The organism is Agromyces humi (genome assembly GCF_009720255.1).
In the GTDB taxonomy this organism is placed as follows: Bacteria; Actinomycetota; Actinomycetes; order Actinomycetales; family Microbacteriaceae; genus Agromyces; species Agromyces humi.
In genome coordinates this window covers 1-3,896 of the sequence record NZ_WJSP02000350.1, presented here as the reverse complement: position 1 = coordinate 3,896, position 3,896 = coordinate 1, and the positions used below count along the sequence as shown (strand labels likewise).

Annotated in this window: 4 protein-coding genes and 1 pseudogene; 1 reads left to right on the top strand and 4 read right to left on the bottom strand. The window is 71.0% G+C overall.

Annotated features, from left to right (window positions below; translation table 11 throughout):
* Positions 1-324 (top strand): annotated as a pseudogene (locus tag GH736_RS18795) (hypothetical protein); the annotation flags it as partial.
* A gap of 108 nt (positions 325-432) precedes the next feature.
* Here the strand turns inward: GH736_RS18795 and GH736_RS18790 are convergent.
* The 4 genes from GH736_RS18790 to GH736_RS18775 form a co-directional block, all read right to left on the bottom strand.
* Positions 433-897 carry an SRPBCC family protein gene (locus tag GH736_RS18790; protein WP_159606070.1) on the bottom strand — a complete coding sequence of 155 codons (465 nt, stop codon included), beginning with the start codon at positions 895-897 and terminating at the stop codon, positions 433-435.
* Complete coding sequence (locus tag GH736_RS18785; RefSeq protein ID WP_159606068.1) at positions 894-1,250, bottom strand: ArsR/SmtB family transcription factor; 357 nt, start codon at positions 1,248-1,250, stop codon at positions 894-896. The genes GH736_RS18790 and GH736_RS18785 overlap by 4 nt, the downstream gene beginning before the upstream one ends.
* Before the next feature lie 129 nt (positions 1,251-1,379).
* On the bottom strand, positions 1,380-2,786 hold the full coding sequence (locus GH736_RS18780) for a ricin-type beta-trefoil lectin domain protein (RefSeq protein ID WP_159606066.1): 1,407 nt from the start codon (positions 2,784-2,786) through the stop codon (positions 1,380-1,382).
* Positions 2,787-2,963: 177 nt separating this feature from the next.
* On the bottom strand, positions 2,964-3,827 hold the full coding sequence (locus GH736_RS18775; RefSeq protein WP_235934465.1) for an SDR family oxidoreductase: 864 nt from the start codon (positions 3,825-3,827) through the stop codon (positions 2,964-2,966).
* Between the last annotated feature and the right edge of the window lie 69 nt (positions 3,828-3,896).

Genomic DNA, 3,896 nt, shown 5'->3' with positions numbered 1-3,896 from the left:
CCAGTGGCCGAGGCGGCGGCGGGCGGCGACGCGGTCGCGGTGGCGATCGTGACGGCCGGGGCTCGTGAGCTCGCGGCATCCGTCATCGCGGGTCTTCGTCGAGTGGGCGAAGCGGATGCCGCGGCGCCCCGCATCCGCGCGGTCGGCGGGGTGTTCGGGGGAGCCGTACTCGCCGAGGCGTTCTCGGCGGTGGTGCACGAGACGGTGCCCGGGGCCGACGTGCGGGTGGCGGAGGCGCATCCGCTCGACGGGGCCGCCGCGCTCGCCGCCGTCGCCCCCACGAGCGCGCTCGCCGCCCACATCACCACCGCGACGACCGACTGACGCCGCGCACCGGCACCGGCCCCGTGCGGGCCGCGAGATGACGCGAACCGTCCTTCCGCTCGCTGGGAAGGACGGTTCGCGTCATCTCGACGCCACCCGCGCCGGCGGCTAGCGCCGCGTGAGGTACGCCTCGATGCGGTCGAACGCGCCGACCCAGGCCATGGTCTCGAAGAAGTCGCGCATCTCGGGCGTGGGGAAGCCGGTCTGCTCGACCGTCACCAGCGTGCCGCCGTCGTGCGGTTCGAACGTCACGACCACGTGGGTGGTCATGGTCTGGCCGCTCGGGTCGTTGCCCGTCGACTCGGTGACGAGCCGGTGCGGCCGGTCGATCTCGAGGAAGGTCTGCACCTCGGTGAAGAGCGTGTCGCGATCGGGGCCCCACACGGCCTTCTGCGTGCCGCCGACGCGCAGGTCGACCTCGATCTCGACGATGCCGGGCTCCTCGTCGAGGATGGAGAACCAGATCTTCTGCTGCTCGGCGTCGGTGTAGGCGTCGAACACCTCCTCGGGCGTCGCGGGCAGCTGCCGCGTCATCCGCAGGCCGATGGTCTCACTCGTGTCCAGTTCCGTCATGATTCCGTTCCCTTCGTTCCGTCGGATGCGCCATTGCGCAACGTGAAATAGGCCTCGAGGCCGTCGAGTCGGCGCTCCCAGAGTCGCTGGTAGAAGCTGATCCATGCCATGGCGTCGTCCAACCGCTCGGTGCCGAGCCGGACCTGCCGCACGCGGCCGACCTTCTCGGTGGTGACGAGCCCTGCCGCCTCCAGCACGTCGACGTGCTTCCGGATGCCGGTGAGCGTCATGTCCGCCGGCGTGGCGAGCTCGGTGATGGTGGCGGGCCCGTCGCCGAGGCGGGTGAGGATGCCGCGGCGTGTCTCATCGGCCAGGGCGCCGAACGCCCGATCGAGTCCCTGTTGCTGAACCATGTGGTTCAGTGTAGATCACTGAACCGGAAAGTTCAATGTCGGGTGAGACATCCGGCACCGGCACATTCGAACGCGCCCGCCTCCGAATGGAGACGGGCGCGCCCGGACCTCGTCAGCCGCGCTCGTGCGCTAGCCGCGCGTCCACTGCTGGGTGGTCGACGACGCGTCGCACGGTGCGAGCGTCACGCCCCACTCGCTCTCGGGAGTGGCCAGGCACAGCGAGGCATCCGCGACGCTGCTGATCGTCTGGTCGGCGTTGAGCTGCCACTGCTGCTCGACGGCTCCGGTGCAGTCGGCGATCATCACGGCGCTGCCGGCAACGGCGCCGCCCACCGGCTCGACGCACATGTCGCCGTAGATCGCGAGCTCCTGCTCGGCCGTCCAGTCGAACGACTGGTTGCCGCCGCCGTTGCAGTACCAGAGGCCCAGGGTCGTGCCCGCTGTGGTCGAGAACCCGGGCACGTCGACGCAGACGCCGTGGCGCACGCTCACGAGCGGCTCGCCGGGAGGGGCCGGCGGCAGGTCGTTGAGCTGCTCCTGCTTGAGCAGCCCCCACCCCCACTGCAGCTGGGCGAGCCCCGACTCGTTCGTCACCTCGAGGTCGCCGTCGCCGACGAGCTCGGTGAGCGTGTAGGCGTCGTTCGTGCGCAGGCCCGGCCAGTAGACGATGCCGATGCCCTGATCGCGGGCCACCTCGGTGAGGGCGCCGAGGTACGACGTGTAGACGTCGCCCTCGTGGTTGCCGTAGTTGAGGCCCGTGGTCATGGGGGAGCCCGCCTCGGAGACGACCGTGCGCCAGCCGTACTCGCCGATGCGCGGCAGCAGGTTCGCCTTCCACTCCTCCTCGGTGGTGTGGTCGGCCCAGAACCCGTAGAAGTGCAGCGACAGCAGCGTGCCGTCGAGCTCCTCGGCCGCGCCGACGCCCGTGACGTCGTCGTTGTAGCCCGTGCCCGAGATGATCACGCGCTTGCGCGGGACGTCGGAGTGGTCGTCGAGCCAGCCCGAGGTGAGCGACACCCACTCGTCGAGCGTGTAGCCGAACGGCTCGTTCATCGGCTCGTAGTAGACGTGCGGGTTCTTGCCGTACTCGTCGACCACGGTGTCCCACATGGCGTCGAAGGCGGCCTGGTCGTCGACGCGCCCGTCCTTCGCGTCGTCGCCCTCCCAGTAGCTGAGGATGACCTTGAACCCGTGCCGGGTGGCCGCGTCGATGGCGCCCTGGTAGGACTCCCACCAGGCGGTGCCCACGCTCGACGGGTTGATCGGCAGGCGCACCGTGTTGGCGCCCACCTCGTGCCGGAACTCGAGCACGAGGTCGGACGCCTTGCGGTAGGTGGTGCGGTAGTCGTCGCCCGTGCTCAGCCCCGACGGCACGACCTCGTCGTCGGCGTAGTTGTCGCGCGGATCCGCCCAGTTGACCCCGCGGAACTCACTCGTACCGGTAGGGCCGGTCGAGGGAGCGGCGACGGCCGGCAGCGGTGCCGCCCCAGCCAGCAGCAGGGCCGCCCCGAGGGCGATCCCGAGTGCGTTTCTCATCGGTCTCCAATCATCCGCGCCGCGTCGATGCGCCGCGGGTCCAGGATGTTGACGTCAACATCGCATCGAAAGTCTCACATGACGGCGGTCGACCGCAAGGGGGTCGCGAACAGGTGGCCGGATGCCGCGGGCTCGCGAAGCACGCCGGCTCGCGGCATCCGTCGGGGTCGAATCGGTTCACCACGTGAGGCCGACCAACTCCTCACTGACCCGCCAGAGCCGCTTCGCGGTGGTCTCATCGGTCGCGCGCGGTGACGGCCGCTTCACGCGGCGGTCATGGAAGTACTGCCCACTCGTCCCGTCCAGCTCGGGCGACGAGGCCGCCCAGACGACCGTGTCGGCGCCGCGCTCGGGAGAGCGCATGAACGGGCGCGCGAGGCCGCCCATCGAGGCGTAGAGCCGCGCCTGGTCCTCGGCGCCGAAGGCCGTGCGGGTCACGCCCGGGTGCACGGCGTTCGCGGTGACGGTGGTCCCGCGAAGCCGACGTGCGAGCTCGAACGTGAACAGCAGGTCGGCGAGCTTGGCCTGGTTGTACGCCCGCTGGCCGGAGTAGCGCTGCGTGCCCTGGAGGTCATCGAAGTCGATCCGGCCGAGCGACTCCGCGCTCGACGCCACGGCGACGATGCGGGCATCCCCGTGTGCCCGCATCCGGTCGAGGAGGAGGCCCGTGAGCAGGAACGGCGCGAGGTGGTTCAGGGCGAACGTCAGCTCGAGCCCGTCGACCGTGACATGGCGGTGCGCCCAGAATCCGCCGACGTTGTTGACCAGGGCGTCGATGCGGGTGTAGCGCTCCTCGAGTTCGGCGGCCAGCCTGCGCACCTGCTCCTGCGACGAGAGGTCGGCCTCGAACACGTCGATCGCGCCGGAGCCGGCTCGGCCGCCGAGTTCGGCGGCGGTGGCCGCGAGCCGGTCGGGACTCCTCCCGACGATGCCGACGCGAGCCCCGAGAGCGGCGAGGCCGGCCGCGGTGGCCTTCCCGATCCCGCCGGTCGCGCCGGTCACGACGGCGACCCGACCCGACATGGGCTGTGACGCGTTCATCGGTCCTCCGCCCCGCGGCAGCGACCGTGCAGCCGGGGGCGCTGCCGACCTGGCTCGCCGCCAGTCTCG

Excerpts from the sequence above, each read along its gene's own strand:
- GH736_RS18790 (WP_159606070.1), bottom strand. The coding sequence starts at position 897 with ATGACGGAACTGGACACGAGTGAGACCATCGGCCTGCGGATGACGCGG.
- GH736_RS18785 (WP_159606068.1), bottom strand. The coding sequence starts at position 1,250 with ATGGTTCAGCAACAGGGACTCGATCGGGCGTTCGGCGCCCTGGCCGAT.
- GH736_RS18780 (WP_159606066.1), bottom strand. The coding sequence starts at position 2,786 with ATGAGAAACGCACTCGGGATCGCCCTCGGGGCGGCCCTGCTGCTGGCT.
- GH736_RS18775 (WP_235934465.1), bottom strand. The coding sequence starts at position 3,827 with ATGAACGCGTCACAGCCCATGTCGGGTCGGGTCGCCGTCGTGACCGGC.